This window comes from Nitratiruptor sp. YY08-26 (assembly GCF_016593215.1).
Lineage (GTDB): Bacteria > Campylobacterota > Campylobacteria > Campylobacterales > Nitratiruptoraceae > Nitratiruptor > Nitratiruptor tergarcus.
In genome coordinates this window covers 1,822,284-1,837,388 of record NZ_AP023063.1, presented here as the reverse complement: position 1 = coordinate 1,837,388, position 15,105 = coordinate 1,822,284, and the positions used below count along the sequence as shown (strand labels likewise).

The 15,105-nt window shown below is 39.1% G+C and carries 18 protein-coding genes; 16 read left to right on the top strand and 2 right to left on the bottom strand.

All coding sequences use genetic code 11. The features are described from left to right. Nucleotides 1-9 precede the first annotated feature (9 nt). Genes JG738_RS09870 through JG738_RS09855 form a run of 4 tightly spaced genes read left to right on the top strand, consistent with a single transcriptional unit; the run spans nucleotide 10 to nucleotide 2,270 of the window. On the top strand, nucleotides 10-1,257 hold the full coding sequence (locus JG738_RS09870) for a hypothetical protein (RefSeq protein WP_201337725.1): 1,248 nt from the start codon (nucleotides 10-12) through the stop codon (nucleotides 1,255-1,257). Then, complete coding sequence (locus JG738_RS09865; protein WP_201337724.1) at nucleotides 1,250-1,558, top strand: metal-sulfur cluster assembly factor; 309 nt, start codon at nucleotides 1,250-1,252, stop codon at nucleotides 1,556-1,558. The genes JG738_RS09870 and JG738_RS09865 overlap by 8 nt, the downstream gene beginning before the upstream one ends. A 59-nt stretch (nucleotides 1,559-1,617) precedes the next feature. Beyond that, nucleotides 1,618-1,782 (top strand): hypothetical protein, encoded by a 165-nt coding sequence (locus tag JG738_RS09860; RefSeq protein WP_201337723.1) that lies wholly within the window; start codon nucleotides 1,618-1,620, stop codon nucleotides 1,780-1,782. Next, on the top strand, nucleotides 1,773-2,270 hold the full coding sequence (locus JG738_RS09855; RefSeq protein WP_201337722.1) for a DUF1858 domain-containing protein: 498 nt from the start codon (nucleotides 1,773-1,775) through the stop codon (nucleotides 2,268-2,270). Before JG738_RS09860 ends, JG738_RS09855 begins: the two co-directional genes overlap by 10 nt. Here JG738_RS09855 and JG738_RS09850 read toward each other — a convergent pair. Next, nucleotides 2,251-2,862 carry an FmdE family protein gene (locus JG738_RS09850; RefSeq protein ID WP_201337721.1) on the bottom strand — a complete coding sequence of 204 codons (612 nt, stop codon included), beginning with the start codon at nucleotides 2,860-2,862 and terminating at the stop codon, nucleotides 2,251-2,253. The two genes, JG738_RS09855 and JG738_RS09850, sit on opposite strands and share 20 nt — an antisense overlap. Before the next feature lie 211 nt (nucleotides 2,863-3,073). Here JG738_RS09850 and napA point away from each other — a divergent pair, with 211 nt between their 5' ends. The 9 genes from napA to JG738_RS09805 all read left to right on the top strand — a co-directional run bounded on the left by napA (nucleotide 3,074) and on the right by JG738_RS09805 (nucleotide 11,778). Further along, nucleotides 3,074-5,884, top strand: a complete 2,811-nt coding sequence (gene napA / locus JG738_RS09845; RefSeq protein WP_201337720.1) for a nitrate reductase catalytic subunit NapA — start codon at nucleotides 3,074-3,076, stop codon at nucleotides 5,882-5,884. A 20-nt stretch (nucleotides 5,885-5,904) separates the two neighbouring features. After that, nucleotides 5,905-6,696 carry a ferredoxin-type protein NapG gene (gene napG / locus JG738_RS09840; protein WP_201337719.1) on the top strand — a complete coding sequence of 264 codons (792 nt, stop codon included), beginning with the start codon at nucleotides 5,905-5,907 and terminating at the stop codon, nucleotides 6,694-6,696. Beyond that, nucleotides 6,689-7,519 carry a quinol dehydrogenase ferredoxin subunit NapH gene (gene napH, locus JG738_RS09835; RefSeq protein ID WP_201337718.1) on the top strand — a complete coding sequence of 277 codons (831 nt, stop codon included), beginning with the start codon at nucleotides 6,689-6,691 and terminating at the stop codon, nucleotides 7,517-7,519. The genes napG and napH overlap by 8 nt, the downstream gene beginning before the upstream one ends. Then, entirely contained in the window at nucleotides 7,509-8,099 is a 591-nt protein-coding gene (locus JG738_RS09830) for a nitrate reductase cytochrome c-type subunit (protein WP_201337717.1), read from the top strand. The genes napH and JG738_RS09830 overlap by 11 nt, the downstream gene beginning before the upstream one ends. Further along, on the top strand, nucleotides 8,099-8,575 hold the full coding sequence (locus JG738_RS09825; protein ID WP_201337716.1) for a 4Fe-4S binding protein: 477 nt from the start codon (nucleotides 8,099-8,101) through the stop codon (nucleotides 8,573-8,575). Before JG738_RS09830 ends, JG738_RS09825 begins: the two co-directional genes overlap by 1 nt. Beyond that, nucleotides 8,572-9,525 carry a WD40 repeat domain-containing protein gene (locus tag JG738_RS09820; RefSeq protein WP_201337715.1) on the top strand — a complete coding sequence of 318 codons (954 nt, stop codon included), beginning with the start codon at nucleotides 8,572-8,574 and terminating at the stop codon, nucleotides 9,523-9,525. The genes JG738_RS09825 and JG738_RS09820 overlap by 4 nt, the downstream gene beginning before the upstream one ends. After that, nucleotides 9,522-9,869 (top strand): chaperone NapD, encoded by a 348-nt coding sequence (locus JG738_RS09815; protein WP_201337714.1) that lies wholly within the window; start codon nucleotides 9,522-9,524, stop codon nucleotides 9,867-9,869. The genes JG738_RS09820 and JG738_RS09815 overlap by 4 nt, the downstream gene beginning before the upstream one ends. Before the next feature lie 9 nt (nucleotides 9,870-9,878). Next, entirely contained in the window at nucleotides 9,879-10,415 is a 537-nt protein-coding gene (locus JG738_RS09810) for a PAS domain-containing protein (protein WP_201337713.1), read from the top strand. Between the two features lie 106 nt (nucleotides 10,416-10,521). Continuing rightward, complete coding sequence (locus JG738_RS09805) at nucleotides 10,522-11,778, top strand: hypothetical protein (RefSeq protein WP_201337712.1); 1,257 nt, start codon at nucleotides 10,522-10,524, stop codon at nucleotides 11,776-11,778. A gap of 71 nt (nucleotides 11,779-11,849) precedes the next feature. Here the strand turns inward: JG738_RS09805 and JG738_RS09800 are convergent, their stop codons facing one another. Further along, nucleotides 11,850-12,488 carry a Crp/Fnr family transcriptional regulator gene (locus JG738_RS09800; protein ID WP_084274877.1) on the bottom strand — a complete coding sequence of 213 codons (639 nt, stop codon included), beginning with the start codon at nucleotides 12,486-12,488 and terminating at the stop codon, nucleotides 11,850-11,852. 168 nt (nucleotides 12,489-12,656) lie between these two features. Here JG738_RS09800 and JG738_RS09795 point away from each other — a divergent pair, with 168 nt between their 5' ends. The 3 genes from JG738_RS09795 to JG738_RS09785 are packed head-to-tail and all read left to right on the top strand — an operon-like array spanning nucleotide 12,657 to nucleotide 15,104. Beyond that, nucleotides 12,657-12,992, top strand: a complete 336-nt coding sequence (locus JG738_RS09795) for a hypothetical protein (RefSeq protein ID WP_084274876.1) — start codon at nucleotides 12,657-12,659, stop codon at nucleotides 12,990-12,992. Between the two features lie 11 nt (nucleotides 12,993-13,003). Further along, the gene (locus JG738_RS09790; RefSeq protein WP_084274875.1) at nucleotides 13,004-13,681 is read left to right on the top strand and encodes a cytochrome c; all 678 of its coding nucleotides are present in this window, start codon (nucleotides 13,004-13,006) and stop codon (nucleotides 13,679-13,681) included. Further along, nucleotides 13,668-15,104 carry a cbb3-type cytochrome c oxidase subunit I gene (locus JG738_RS09785; RefSeq protein WP_201337711.1) on the top strand — a complete coding sequence of 479 codons (1,437 nt, stop codon included), beginning with the start codon at nucleotides 13,668-13,670 and terminating at the stop codon, nucleotides 15,102-15,104. The genes JG738_RS09790 and JG738_RS09785 overlap by 14 nt, the downstream gene beginning before the upstream one ends. The last annotated feature ends 1 nt before the right edge of the window (nucleotide 15,105 follow it).

Sequence of the window (15,105 nt, the reverse complement as noted above, 5' to 3'; positions counted from 1 at the left end):
AGGGGGAGGGTGTTTAATATTTCCAAAGATTTTGCGCCACCATTTTCATTAATATCACCATTTTTCATTGCTGGTGTTGTCTTCTATCTACTAGCAACTGTGGCGTTGCTGTTTTATGGGGTAGATTTTTCCTACATGCAGCCTCAAATTGCTGGATGGGTACATCTCTTTTTGCTTGGCTATGTAATGATGATAATTTTTGGGGCAATGGCGCAGCTTATTCCAGTAGTTTTAGAGACAGGACACTTTAGTGTAGATTGGTACTATCTGATCTTTCCACTGCTATTAGTAGGTGTTGTTGGATTAGTAATAGGTTTTTGGCTTGATCCTTTATGGCTCAGTTTTGGTGGCATATTTGTACTCATTGCAATGATTATTTTTGCAATTGATGTATTTTTGACGGTAAAAAAGAGTAGTATTGATACCTTTGTGCTCAAAGCTGTAAAATATTCCAATATCTTTTTACTCCTAGGAATTTTGAGCGGGTTCTTGATGGCTTTGACGCTCAGTGGATTTATGGGAGTCGATATTGCGCAGGTACTTAAACTCCATGTTTTTGCTGTTGTTGGAGGATACGTACTCCTTACAATTTATGGCATAAGTCTCGTATTACTTCCTATGTTTGGTTTAGCCCACGGTTTTGATGAAAAGCCTGTACACAAAGCACTCTGGCTTATGGTGGCTGCAGTTGGATCTATTTTTATAGCAGTTTTATTTGATTGGCAAATTTTTGCATATATGAGCTATATCTTTGCGCTTCTTTCAGTTGTGCTCTATTTTTATCAGATTTTTCTCATCTACAAAACACGTGTACGCAAAGAGCTTGATATATGGTATCGCTCTATGCTCTTTGGGTATGCAAGTTTTATGCTTGCTACAATTTTAGGAGTGCTCTATCTTTTGAGTGGACTGCAAAGTAGCAATCTCTTATATGGAATGTTTTGGTTTTTGTTTGTTTTTTTCATTTTTCTCATAAATGGACATTTGTATAAAATAGTGCCGTTTTTGGTCTGGTTTCATAGATTTAGCGATCTCGTAGGCAAGCAAAAGGTGCCAATGCTTCATGAGATGTATCCAAAAAAGCAGGCTGATTATCAGTTCTTTTTTACTGCTCTTGGAACTTTGTTTGTTGGTATTGGATTGATAGCAAATAATGTGCAGTTATTCCATGCAGGTGGGAGCTTCATGGTAGCTGGAGCTCTCTTTTTAGTTACAAGCCTTCAATGGATGTTACAGTTTAGGAGTACACATGGCTAAGGTGACAAAAGAGCAAGTCTATGATGCAATACGCACTGTTATAGATCCAGAAGTGGGATTTAATCTTGTGGATCTTGGACTTATCTATGATGTAGATATCGATGAAGAGAATAATGTGCATGTAAAAATGACTCTCTCTACTAGAGGATGTCCACTGCATCAGATGATGCAGCAGTGGGTAAAAGAAGCGGTAGAGCGCATACCCAATGTAAAAAGTGTAGAGGTAGAGATTGTTTGGGATCCACCTTGGAATATCTCTATGGCGAGTGATGTTGTGAAAAAAGCGCTGGGGGCGAAGTGAGAGAGCTACGAAGCTTTCTGCGCCACTTCTATGGTGCAGGGATTCTGTTTTTTTACTATATGAAGTGGCCTATAGTATTAGGTCTGCCAGTACTCTACTTTTATCTTGGTTATCCAAGATACTGGTTACTCGATCTCTTGTGGCTCTACTGCCTTGGACTTATAATCAAAGATATTGCTGTGGTTGTTTTACGCTGGAAGAGAGGAGAGAAGATATGGAGATAACACTCGATACAAAAATTTATGATTTACTTCAAGAGTATCCATTTTTAGAAGAGGAGCTCATAAAAATCAATCCAAAATTTAAAAAGCTCAAAAATCCCATTTTGCGTAGAACTGTTGCAAGAGTAGCTTCAATCAAACAAGCAGCAGCTGTAGGTGGTATGGATGCAGTAGAGCTTCTCAATGCACTGCGTAAGCGAGTGGGGCAAGAGCCAGTAGAAGTGGAAGTTACAAAAGAGCAAGAGAGTGCTCCTACTTGGATTGCGCAAGAGCCAAAAACTATTTTGGATGCAAATGAGCTTTTAGATAGTGGCAAAAACCCTTTGGCTGAGATGAGTAAACTTTTAAAAACGTTGCAAGAAGGTGATGTGATTTTACTTAAATCCGATTTTAAACCAGAGCCCTTGATTGAGGAGATGCGCAAAAAAGGTATTGCAGTCTTCTCCCAGCAAGTGGGAGAGAGTGAGTTTTTTACTTACTTGAAGAGATAGTTACTAATTTGTTCCAGTTTGCTTTGTCAAGCAAGATCTTCTCAACACGCTCTTGCCAAAGGGACTGGAACATCTTTTTCTCCTCTATACCTGCTTTTCCCATCATAAGTAGTTGCATAAGCTCTTTCATTTTTGGATTTGGTGGGACGTTTGATGGATCGTAAGCTAGATCTACATACTCCCCGTTATCTACTCGCTCAAGTCTTACTTGCCCTGATATCGGAGCATCATAAAAAAGTTTATTGCTTCTATTAAATCTGCCTCCTATACCCTTAAAGCCTGCTTCATCGCTTACACCGCAAATGTAGGCAATGGTATTACCGATGACGCCATTAACTTCTGCATCCTTTTTCCCTTTGACTAAAACTTTTATTTCACCTCTGTGGGGCATTGCATCAGCAAAGAGTTTTTCAAGTCCAAGTTTTGCCATGAGATATGCGCCTGCGACAGTAGGGCAGGAGTGGCCGGCAAATTTCACCACATCTAAATAGGTGATCTCTATAACGCCAGACTCTATTGCACCAAGAAAATCTGCGAGAGGATCATAGAGCATTATCGATTCCACACGGTCAAAAAATTCTGGATATGTCATAAGGATCCTTTGTTTAAAATTTTTTAATAATAACAAAAAATAGTTCAAAAAAAGTTGACCAAAATCAAAATAGGAGTAATTTTATCTTAATTTATTCTTGGAGGTTTTAATTAAATTTGATTTATGTCAAGGATTAAATAACCTTATACTTGTAAAATGGATAGTGTGAAAAAATACGCTTATCATTTAAGCAGTAAAAGAGGAGGCTTCAATGGCTTTAAGTAGACGTGATTTTCTCAAAAGCACAGCTGCAGCAGCTGCGGCGAGTGCAGTGGGACTGAGTGTCCCAAAAGAGATGGAAGCTGCCGCGAACAAGGCAGAGGCTGGATGGCGCTGGGATAAAGCGGTGTGCCGTTTCTGTGGTACTGGATGCGGTATTATGATTGCTACTAAAAATGACCGTATCGTTGCTGTTAAAGGTGACCCATTGGCTCCGGTAAACCGTGGTCTTAACTGTATCAAAGGATACTTTACAGCAAAAATTATGTATGGGGCAGACAGACTCAAAACTCCACTCCTTCGTATGAATGACAAAGGAGAGTTTGATAAAAAAGGAAAATTCCGTCCAGTTAGTTGGAAGCGAGCTTTTGATGAGATGGAAAAGCAGTTTAAAAAAGCTTACAATGAACTTGGACCAACTGGAGTAGCCTTTTTTGGATCTGGTCAGTATACTGTCATGGAAGGGTATGCTGCTGCAAAGCTCATGAAAGCTGGATTTAGAAGCAACAATATCGACCCAAATGCACGCCACTGTATGGCAAGTGCCGTTGCTGGATTTATCCAGACGTTTGGTATCGATGAGCCAGCAGGATGTTATGACGATATTGAGCTTACTGATACTATCGTGCTTTGGGGATCTAACATGGCAGAGATGCACCCAATTTTATGGGCGCGCTGTACCGATAGAAAACTTTCAAACCCAGATAAAGTAAAAGTAGTAGTACTCTCAACTTATACGCACAGAAGCTGTGACTTAGCAGATGATGTAATTATCTTCAAGCCAAACACAGACCTTGCTATTTGGAACTATATTGCACGCAGTATTGTCTATGATCATCCAGATGCAATCGATTGGAAATTTGTAAAAGAGTATACTGTCTTTGCTACCGGATATCCTGACATCGGCTACGGTATGAGAAATCCGAAGCATGCCGAAGAGCTTGGATATAGCAAGAAAGAGATGGAGACAGTATGGCATCAAGATCATAAAAAACTCTCAGAAGATGAGAAAAAAGCCCTAGCTCCATTTGGATATGGTAAAACTGACGTTATGAAAATGAAGCATGCCAAAGCTGCAGGTAAGCACTGGGCAATTAGCTTTGAAGAGTTTAAAAAATCGTTAGAGCCTTATACACTTGATTATGTAGCAAAAGTAGCTAAGGGTGATCCTGATGAGAGCCTTGAAAGCTTTAAAGCAAAACTCAAAAGACTCAAAGATCTCTATGTAGAAAAAGGGCGAAAAGTTGTAAGCTTCTGGACAATGGGTATGAACCAGCACACTAGAGGTACTTGGGATAATGAACTTAGCTACGTTGTACACTTCTTGCTTGGTAAACAAGCTAAACCAGGTGATGGAGCATTCTCACTCACTGGTCAGCCAAGTGCTTGTGGTACTGCACGCGAGGTTGGTACATTTGCTCATAGACTTCCAGCAGATATGGTTGTTTTCAATCCTAAACATAGAGCAATTTCTGAAAAAATCTGGAAACTTCCTAAAGGTACGCTCAATCCAAAAGTGGGAAGCCATATTGTAAAAATTATGCGCGATCTTGAAGATGGCAAAATCAAATTTGCTTGGGTACATGTATGTAACCCATGGCAAGATACAGCAAATGCGAACCACTGGATCAAAGCAGCACGTACAATGGATAACTTTATTGTTGTGAGTGATGGTTATCCAGGAATTAGTGCAAAAGTTGCAGACTTAATCTTGCCAAGTGCGATGATATATGAAAAATGGGGAGCATACGGAAATGCTGAGCGCCGTACACAGCACTGGAGACAGCAAGTAACACCAGTGGGCGATGCAATGCCAGATATTTGGCAGTATACTGAGTTTGCGAAACGATTTAAACTCAAAGAGGTATGGAAAGAGTGGAAACTTCCTGATGGCACAGTACTTCCAAATGTACTTGATGAAGCGAAAAAGATGGGATATAGCCCAGATGATACACTCTTTGATGTACTCTTTGCAAATGACTACTATAGAAGCTTTAAATGGCCAGACCCTATTGGTGAAGGATTCCAAAACACTGAAGCTGAAGGTGACAAGCGTAATGTCATTGGTGCTGATGGCAAGCCGTGGAAAGGGTATGGATTCTTTATCCAAAAAGCTCTTTGGGAAGAGTATAGAAAATTTGGTGAAGGACGTGGTCACGACTATGCGCCATTTGATGTTTACCATAAAGTTAGAGGTCTACGTTGGCCAGTTGTAAATGGTAAAGATACACCATGGAGATTTAATGTCAACTACGATCCTTATGCGAAACGTGAAAAAGAGCTTGGTCATGTGAAAGGTGAGTTTGCATTCTATGGACATGCACTCAAAGCTATTCCACAAGGTTCACTCACTGGTCCAGATAAATCTAAACCAAAAATTCATTTGCCAAACAAAGCAAAAATCTTTGCAAGGCCTTACATGGAGCCACCTGAAAAACCAGATAGTTACTATGATACATGGCTCTGTACAGGACGTGTGCTAGAGCATTGGCATAGTGGTACTATGACTATGAGAGTTCCTGAGCTCTATAGAGCAGTCCCAGAGGCTCTATGCTATATGCATCCAGAAGATGCTAAGAAACGTGGTGTAAAACGAGGTGATCTCGTATGGATTGAGAGCCGCCGCGGTAAAATCAAAGCAAGAGTTGAGACGAGAGGTCGTAACCGACCACCACGTGGACTCGTATTTGTGCCTTGGTTTGATGAAAGGGTATATATCAATAAAGTTACTCTTGATGCAACATGTCCAATCTCTAAACAGACAGATTACAAAAAATGTGCTGTAAGGATTACAAAGGCGTAAAGTTTTGAGGGGAGGGGATAATGGATAAAAATAGAAGGGCTTTTCTCGTATCGATGGCGCAAAATGTAGCCATCGCTGCTACAGGTGGATTTTTGTGGGCTGCCTATGTGGATGAAGCAAAGGCAAATCCACTTATTTTGCGTCCACCTGGAGCAAGAAAAGAGGATGAGTTTATAAGTCTTTGTATCAAATGTGGACTCTGTGTAGAAGCTTGTCCCTATGATACATTGATGCTGGCAAAACCAGGAGATAATAAGCCTCTTGGAACGCCATATTTTATACCAAGGGATATCCCGTGCTATATGTGTGATGATATCCCTTGTGTGCCTCCCTGTCCTACTGGTGCTCTCGATATTGAGAGCGTCAGTGAGGTAAAAAATGGGCAGAGGGTCTTTGACATCACAAAGATGGATATGGGTGTAGCGATAGTGGATATGAAAAGCTGTATCGCATACTGGGGTATCCAGTGTGATGCATGCTACCGAGCATGTCCACTCCTTGATAAAGCAATTTATATGGAGTATCGCAAAAATGAGCGCACAGGAAAGCACGCAAAGCTTTTGCCTGTAGTAGATCCTGACCACTGTACTGGATGTGGCTTATGTGAGCATGCCTGTGTGACAGAAAAAGCAGCAATCAGAGTATTGCCAAGAGAGGTGGCATTAGGAAAAGTTGGAAGCCACTATGTCAAAGGATGGGAAAAGAGTGATGAAGCACGTCTCAAAGGAAGCAAAGGAATCCAAACTACGATTACGCCAAAAAGTAAAAAGAGTGCTGTAGATACACTCAATGAAGGGATAGATTTTGAGTAAATTATGGAAAAAATATCGCTTCCTTATTTTGAGACGCTTCACACAGATTGCTATCCTCGTTCTCTATATAGGTGCGAATGTATGGGGATGGAAAATTTTGCAAGGGAATCTTAGCTCATCTAAGCTTTTTGATGTAGTTCCTCTTGCAGATCCTTACGCGGTACTCCAGATTTTTGCTACAGGAAGTCTTGTAGCAGCAGATGCACTCATTGGTGCAATTATTATTACGCTTTTTTATGCGACAGTTGGAGGAAGAGCATTTTGTAGCTATGTCTGTCCAGTCAATATGGTAACAGATTTGGCGAATTTCCTCAGACGCAAATGGAATTTGGATAAATTCGAGAAAAAATGGTGGGCAAGCAGGAATATTCGCTATTGGGTAATAGGAATAAGCTTTATCCTCTCGTTTGTGCTTGGTACAGCAGCTTTTGAATTAGTAAGCCCTGTTTCTATGACACATCGAGGCTTGATATTTGGTATGGGGTTTGGTTGGGCTGCGATTGTGACAATATTTTTGTTTGATCTGTTCATTCTCAAAAATGGATGGTGTGGGCATATCTGTCCATTAGGGGGCTTTTACTCACTTATTGGTCGATTTAGCCTCTTTCGTGTGCGTCACAACCAGCCAAACTGCACACTCTGCATGAAGTGTAAAGAGGTGTGTCCTGAGAAAGAGGTACTCTATATGATAGGCAAAAAGAGTCAGATCGTAGATATGGGCGAATGTACACTCTGTGGCAGATGTGTAGAAGTATGTGATGATGACGCACTCGGGTTTAGTATACGTAATTTTGTAAAAAAAGGAGATCAAGATGAAACTTAAAAAATTCTTGGGAGTTTCTGCAGTGCTAGCAATGCTTTTTGCAGCAGGGTGCGGTGCAGCAACTGCACAAAAAACTAAAGTTGTGAGTGAAGATCAGCTCAGCTATCAAAGTAAAGGAACTCCACCAAAAGTAGAATATTCTAATGCAGCTCCTGGAACTGCGAAAAAATTCCAAAGAAGCTATGAGAATGCTCCTCCTATGATTCCTCATAGTGTAGATGGACTTTTACCTATTACTATAAAAAATAATGCGTGCCTTGGATGTCATATGCCTAGTGTTGCAAAAAGTATGGGGGCAACGCCAATACCACCTACACACTTTAAAGACTTTTTCTTTGCAACGAAGAAAAAGCTTATCAAACAAAAACTTTATGAAGATAAGCAAGCATATGAGAAGAGACTTGCCCTTATGGCAAAAAAAGAGGATATAGCACCACAACGATATAACTGTAGTCAGTGCCATGCGCCACAGGCAAATGCGAAACCGCTTGTTGCAAACACATTCAAGCCAGATTTTCGCGATCCTAATGCAAAACATAGATCAAAACTCTATAAAAACTTGATGGAGGGTGTAAAATAGTGAAAAGACGTGAGTTTTTCACTTCACTTTTCAAACCTTTAGAGCAAAGAAAAGAGGAAGAGATTCCTCTTTTCCCTCCCTATTTTAATGATATGAAAGATTTTGAGAAATGTAGAGAGTGTGAAAATAAAGCATGCGTAGCAGCATGTGAAGAGCAGATTATTGTTATTGTTGATGCAAAACCCTCTTTAGATTTTTCAAAATCTGGCTGCACCTTTTGTGATGCATGTGCCATTGCTTGTGAAGATGGTGTTCTTGCTGTAGAGAATAAACAGACTCTACCAAAATTAATGATCGATATGTTAGGATGTCTTGCATGGCAAAGGACAATATGCAGTATGTGCAAGGATGTCTGTTTAGAAAATGCGATAGAATTTACTGGACTGTTTAATCCACAAATAAATGATAGATGTACTGGATGTGGGTTTTGTGTGGGAGTTTGCCCTACGCAAGCAATAAAGGGGGGAGAAGGGTGAAAAAAATAGCATTACTTATCTGTTTAATATCCTTTGTTTTTGCAGCTACTGCTATAGAGCCTGTAAAAAGAGCAAAAGTTGATGCTGCAATTCTTGATATGGCTATTGCTGATGGTAAAGTATATTTAGCTACAGATGCAAGTGAAGTTGTTATTGCAGATACGAATCTTACCATTTTAAATCGCATTAAAGTGCGAAAAATCAAGGATTTTATGGGTACGCTTAATAATGCAGATATTTACAGTGTTGATGTATTAGGCAAAAAGGTGCTCTATTTAGCGCAAGCAGAAGGTGGATACGCAGAGCTTTTCGTTTATGAAAATGGAAAGAGTACAAAAGTACTTGATAAATCTTTGATGCTCTATGCAAAGGCAGCAAAGTTCGTAGATAGCAAAAGAGCAATTATTGCCCTCATGAGTGATGAGGTGATTCTTTATGATATAGCGGGCAAAAAGATTCTCAAACGTGTAAAAGCAGGAGAGTACTTTTACTCTTGTATGGCTATAGAAAAGGGAAGAAAATATGTAGCCATAGGAGATGAGGGTGGAGAGGTAATCGTTGTTGACACACAGACACTGCAGCGAGTAAAACTTTTTAAAGATGTGAATAAAGATAAGATTCTCTCTATTTATATAAATAGAAATCTCATCGCTGCCGGAAGTAGAGCCGATAAGACACTAGCACTCTACTCATTAGATGGAAGTAGACCAAAAGTCTATAAAAATCCGGATTTTTTTATCTATGTAGTAGGACTAAGTCCAGATAATCATTATGTTGTTTTTGGTGATAATGAGAAGTATATTCTCAAAGTTGCTGATACAAATAGTTTAGATATTCGCTATAAACTTATAGGGCATAAAAACCTTGTTAATGTTGTGAGGTTTTTAGATGCAAATAGTTTGCTTACAGGAAGTGAAACTGGAGAACTAATTAAATGGAGGTTAAAATGACACTCAGTAGTTGTGTGATTCGTTGCAATCCACGTGATTTAGAGGATGTAAAAAAAAGAGTTGAAGAAGCAAATGTGTGCGATATTCATATAGTTGATGAGAGTGGATATATTGTTGTTACAATTGAGGGTGAAAATACTGCCCAAGAGATAGATAAGCTCAAAACTTTGCAGTTTTTAGATGGTGTACTCTCAGCTGATCTTATTTACTCATATAGTGAAGAAGAATTAGAGGCTTTGCGTGAAGATCTTGAGGTGCAAGAGCCAGTTCCTGAGATTTTAGAAAAAGAAGTACCTGCAGAGCAGATTGTGTATCATGGTGATTTGAAAAAGAAATATATTTAGGAAAAAAAGATGGATACTCGTTGGGATATGTTTATAGAAACAGAAGTACCACAAGATGAGCTCATCATCTCGCGCACCGATCTCAAAGGTATTATTACATACGCCAATGAGACCTTTGCGCGCATTAGCGGATATAGATCAGAGGAGTTAATTGGAAAACCTCATAATATCTTAAGACACCCCGATATGCCAAAATCTGTCTTTAAAGATCTATGGGAGACAATCAAAGCAGAGAAAATTTGGAAAGGCTATGTGAAGAATCTGCGCAAAGACAGAGGCTATTATTGGATATATGCCGAAATTAGCGGAGTTTATAAAGATGGAAAGCTTGTAGAGTATAAATCGATGCGCAGCTGGATACCTAAAGATAAAAGAATTGAAATGCAAAATCTCTATGACAAAATGCGTCTAGAAGAGGGGATTAATATTCGAGCAGTGAGCTATCTAGATGGTAAAACGTACCAAAATCTTCTTGACAAGAGTCAAAAGGCAGGAGTGACACCAGAAAAACTTATTGCTAATTTAATCAATGAAGTAGAAAATTGATTTAAATCAAGGAAATAGAAATTAAGTTTTTTATATGATGTTAATAACATTTAGTTAACGAGATGTAATAGAACAATGTTAATTTAACCAATTCAAAGGAGTAAGAATGAGAAAAATTCATTTAAGTCTAGTATCAGCAGTGGTACTTGCTGGAGCAATTACAAGTGGAGCAAGTGCAGGGGTATTGGAAGATATTATTTCCAATCCGAAAGTAAGCCTGGAAATTCGTCCACGCTTTGAATATGTAGATCAAGATGGAATTAGTGATGAAGCAAATGCGGTGACTGTACGAACGGCACTTGGACTTAATACTGCACTCTTTGGTGTAGAGGGACTTGGTGCACAATTGCAGGTTATGAATGTTACTGCATTAAATGATGATTATGCGCCTGAAAATGATTCAGGACATTATCCAGTAGTAGCAGATCCTGAACAAACAAGAGTAACACAGGCGAATGTAAGCTATGCTGCAAATGGATTTGTAGGTATTGTTGGTCGAAAAATGGTCGTACTCGATAATGCTAGATTTATCGGTAACGTTGGTTGGAGACAGATGCCGCAAACTTATGATTTGGCAGCTGTAATCTATAATGGAGTAGAAAATCTCAGCCTTTTAGGCGCGTATGTATGGAATGTAAATAGAATTTTTAATGCTGATGGAGATGGTCCAAAGAAAAAACACCTCTCAACTGGTTCAGTGTTGTTGCATGCAAGCTATAAAGTCTCGCCAGCACTTAATATAACAGCTTATGATTATATGATAGAAAACCTTATGGATCACATTGGTCTAAGACTTACAGGAAAATTTGATCTCAATGATGTAAAACTTAGCTATGTAGCTGAATATGCATTGCAAGATGATCCAAGCTTGGATGATAGTGATGATCCTCTCTACTCTCCAAATAGAGAGCAAGATACTGAATACTATAACCTTGCTTTGAATGCAAAATATAATGCTTTTGTAGCGGGAATCGGTTTTGAGCATTTGGGAGATAAAGGTTCAGGTGATATGGCGTTTACTACTCCTCTTGCAACACTCCATGCAATGAACGGTTGGGCTGATGTATTTCTCGGAACTCCTGCTGAAGGTCTTGAAGATTTGAGTGTGAAACTCGGTTACAATTTTGGAGAGTATGGAAATATTGTAGCTATTTATCATAGCTTCTCATCAGATAGTAACAATGCAGCTGGAGATGATGATCTTGGAGATGAACTCGATATTGCATATAAATATAAAATCAATAAAAATCTTGGATTGTTACTCAAGTATGCAGATTACAATGCGGGTGATGCCTCTTTCGGTAAAAAAGATGTAACTAAATATTGGGTACAACTCGACTATAAATTTAGCGCAGAGCTTTAATATTTTCTCCCTTCGGGGAGAATAGAGAGCAGCACATTTTGCCAGTTTCATCCCCTCCCTTGTGCTGCTCTCTATTCAAAAAAAGAACGAAGTCCCTCTTTATTTGCTACTATGTATTGATTCCTCTCTTTTTGTAAAATCTTTGCTTTTTTAAATTTTGAGATGATACGTGAAAGAGTTTCAGGCGTGATATTAAGTAGTGTTGCTATTTCATTTTTCTTTAAGTTCATGAACTCATATTCATGCTCATAGATAAATTTTGCTACTCTCGCGGTAGAACTGAGTACTAAATCGTTAGTAATAACATGCTCCAAATAGCGGATTTTATTTGTGAGTGATTTGATAATAGTAAAAGCTACTTCGGGATCTTTTAAAAATTCATTTTCAAAAATATTGTAATCAATGAGAATAACTTTCCCATCTGTGAGAAATTCACCAGTTGCAGGATAGGGCATTTTTTCGAAATTGACCACCTCTGCTATAAGGTTTGGCGGGTAAAAGACATGCAAAACAATCTTATTTCCTTTATGATCCGTTTTGTAGATCTGCAATATGCCTTTTGTTAGTATCATTAAATGATTAGTAATCTCTCCCTCATAAAAAGCAATAGAGCCTTTTTTGAACTCTTTTGTCTTAGAAATCTCTTGAAGCCTCTGGAGCTGCTTCGGTGGTAAATTATCGAAGAGGTAAAAGTTTTTAATTGTTTCCATGTACCTATCTTACTACTAATTTATATGGAAAAAAATTATAGTTGTAAACTAATTAAAGAGAGATTAAACGGTGTGTCAAAATTGTGACATTTGACTAACATCAAACATTTGAATTGAAAATATCTATAAAATAAATCTGTAATATGAATATTAAGAGAAGGAGAGAGAATGGAATATTACATGCAAGATATTCCATATCAGGACTTTTTACCAATCTTTGTTATCTCGGCCGCTGTTATCATGTTTGGGATGATGTATGCCGGATTTTTTACTTTGGTAAAACTTAGATTGGTAAAAAAGTTCTTTATGGTATTTGCATATCTCTCCTGGTTTGCACTGGTTGGGTGTATGTACTACCTAGGTGAACTTTTGCGTGTAGAGCCTTATACGCAAAAAGTTCTCATTGGTGCCATGGTTGGCTATCTTGTCTTTCCGCATGTTGTCTATTTTCTTTTAGAGAAAGTACATGCGAGATTTGAGCATAATGAGGCTATCAATTCATAGAAGGAGGCAGTATGGAAAATAGGCCATCAGTGTGGAGCTCTAATCGCTTCTGGCGAAGGTCTGCTACATGGGTAACGGGTGTATCGGCAGTGTTGCTGATATTTTTAACGATGGATTCAATGTCCCAGATGACAATGGGAACAGCCAAAGATATCCAAAATAAAGTCACCAAGCGCATTCCATCACCGGTAGTGATCAACTATAAGATCGACTATCAGCTCAATAGAAAGCGCGGACATGAAGTGCCAATTATTGGTGGCATGGATGCAAACGGAAATAGTAAATATGAAGAGAAAGAGAAGTTTTTTGGGAGAGACGATTACAGTGAAAAAGAAGCACAAGCTCTTATTCACAAAGGAAAACTAACAATCCAAGCGAAAAACTGTATGGATTGCCATACACTTTTAGGAAATGGTGCATACTACGCTCCAGATCTCACTAAAGCATGGCTCGATCCAACATGGAATACATTAGCAGCTGCATATGGAGGCAAAGAGTATGCAATAGCAAAATTTTTAGAAAATCCACCTGCTATGGCTATGCATGAGCGCAAAATGCCAAATTTAGGTATTACTCCAGAAGAAGCAAAAGCTGTGGTTGCATATCTTAAATTTATGGCGGCAATTGATACAAACGGATTTCCAAGAAACTTTGGAAAAATAAAAGGAGCGGTAGATGCAAGGAAATAATGTACAACTCTACGAAGGACAGAAGTTAGCACTCAAGTACTTTACGGTTGCGATTGCGCTTTTTGGTGCACAGCTGCTTTTTGGGCTTTTAGCTGCAATTCAATTTTTGTATCCAGATTTCTTGTTTGGTGTAATAGATTTTTCTATCAATAGAATTTTGCATATTAATGCACTAGTAGTTTGGCTTCTCTATGCGATGATAGGTGCAGTTTATTGGCTGCTGCCTGATGAAGCCGGTGTTGAAGTAGTTGGTGTTAAGCTAGGAAATTTGGCTTTTTACATACTCACTGCAGCAGTTGTAGTTGTCGTACTTGTCTATTTACTTGTACAAATTGGACCAGGTACAGAGTCTACAATTTGGTTTATTACTGAAGGTCGCGAATATATTGAAGCGCCACGATGGGCAGATATTGGTATCGTTGCAGTGGTATTAGTATTCTTGTTTAATGTATATGCTACTGTAATGAAGGGACGCCATACTGGTATTTTGGTCGTATTGATGGCAGACCTTATCGCACTAGCTGGTCTTTACTTAGCTGGTATGTTCTATACTGATAATATTGCAGTAGATCAATATTGGTGGTGGTGGGTTGTACACCTCTGGGTTGAAGCTACTTGGGAAGTCTATGTAGCAGCAGTTGGTGGTTATATTCTTATCAAAACTCTCAATGCTAACAGAAAAGTGGTTGAGATGTGGCTATGGATCGAGGTAGCCATGATGTTTGGCTCTGGTATCTTAGGTCTAGGCCACCACTATTTCTGGATTGGTACGCCTGAGTATTGGTGGGAAATTGGAGCACTCTTTAGTGCACTCGAGCCAGTTCCATTAGTAGGTCTCTTTGTGCATGTTCTCTATGACTGGGGTAAAGAGCGAGGTAAAGGAAACACAATTAAAAATGTACCAGCCTTTGCATGGCTCACTGTTGAGACTTTTGGTAACTTCCTTGGTGCAGGTGTTTGGGGATTTATGCATACTCTTCCTCAAATCAACCTCTATACTCACGGAACACAGTGGCCAGCAGCACATGGACACCTAGCATTCTTTGGAGCATATGTTGCAATCATGATTGCTGCAATCTATCTTGCTATTCAAGGAAAAGCAGGTTTGAAAGAACTTAAAATGACAAAAGCTGGCTGGTGGGCAATTGCTCTTATTACTGTTGGTGTACTTTTGATGACAGTAGCTCTTACTCTTTCAGCATACGTGCAAACAATGGTTGAAAGAGGTATGTATGGAGGTACTTGGGAAGGATACTTTGTAGCGCAAGCAAATCAATGGTTTGTACAAGGCTTGGGATGGAGACTTGCTACAGGTCTTATGGTTATAGCTGGTTATGTACTTTTGGTATATGATCTCTTAACTTGTGCTAAAAAACAACCATCTGAAGTGTATGAAGCAAGTGGAGCAGCTGCAGCAGCGTGAT